Origin of the sequence: Pseudomonas sp. B15(2017) (genome assembly GCF_002113215.1) — a bacterium.
GTDB lineage: Bacteria > Pseudomonadota > Gammaproteobacteria > Pseudomonadales > Pseudomonadaceae > Aquipseudomonas.
The window spans coordinates 1-1154 of the sequence record NZ_NEJZ01000039.1 but is presented as its reverse complement, the minus strand read 5'-3'; the positions used below and the strand labels follow the sequence as shown (position 1 = coordinate 1154).

General features: G+C 53.9%; 1 protein-coding gene. It reads left to right on the top strand.

Annotation, left to right across the window (positions count from 1 at the left end):
- Positions 1-222: 222 nt before the first annotated feature.
- A partial coding sequence (locus CAF73_RS29490) for a transposase (RefSeq protein WP_085705416.1) occupies positions 223-1154 on the top strand: 932 nt, incomplete at its 3' end.

Here is a 1154-nt window from a genome sequence, read left to right as displayed (position 1 = left end):
TTCGCGAGCAAGCTCGCTTGTATGCTGGTACTTGAAGGGAGGAGGAGGGACAAGGCTCGATTCTGACTGTTGGCGCAGTACAGATCCGTGGGAGATTTCGCCCCTCCTCCTTTCACCCAAGCGCCGATAAAGAATGCATCTGGCTAGACCGACGATAGGAACAAGCCTGCGCCTCTGGGTGAGCCCTTCAAGTGCTCAAAACCATATCTCGGGGGGTGTTCAATGGCAATGTCGGTTTCTGTTTCCAAGCCAATCGTGGGCGTGGATGTCGCCAAAGATGAACTGGTGATCTACCAGACCGAACTGGATCTGCTGGAGACGCTTCCCAATAACAAGCCAGCCATCAAGAAATGGCTGAAAACCTTGCCGGCACCGGTCGACATAGCAATTGAGTCGACCAATATCTATCACTTGGAATTCGCCGATCTGGCCCATGATGCCGGCTGCACGATTTACATGGTCGGTGGCTATGAACTAAGCCACTACCGCAAAGGTGTGAAGGTTCGCGCCAAAACCGACGCGCTGGATGCAAAGCTGCTCGCCCGTTATCTGAAAAACGAATATGAAGAGCTTCACCCATGGACTCCACCATCGCCGCTGTATCGTCAGCTCTTGAGCCTTTTCCGCCGGCGCGCCGCGCTGGTTCAGGCACGAGTTGGCCTGGTACAGAGCTGGGCAAATGAGCCGCTGCTCAAAGCCGCTTTTGCCGAGCAAATAGCCTCAATGCAGAGGCTTGAAGTGCTGGTCGAGAAGATGATCAACGACCTCCTTAAAGAGGCCGATTTACTTGTCCATCTAAGGCGCTGCATGAAAGTTGAAGGCATAGGCTTTTTGACTGGAGCTCGCCTGATCGCGGCGTTTCAACGGGGCGAGTTTAAAAACGCTGACGCATTCATCGCTTTTTTGGGGATGGATTTACGGGTTTCACAGTCGGGGCAGAAGGACGGTCGTCGCAGTCTGACAAAACGAGGTGATCCGGAGGCGCGCCGACTTTTGCACAATGCAGCCATGTCGGCCAGCCGAACAGCGACCTGGAAAGGTTTTTATGAAGAGCAACGAGCTAAAGGGTTCAGCACCACTCAGGCACTGGTGATTCTGGCCCGTAAACTTGCTCGGGTCGTATTCGCACTACTAAAGGGGCAGAGCGAATACCA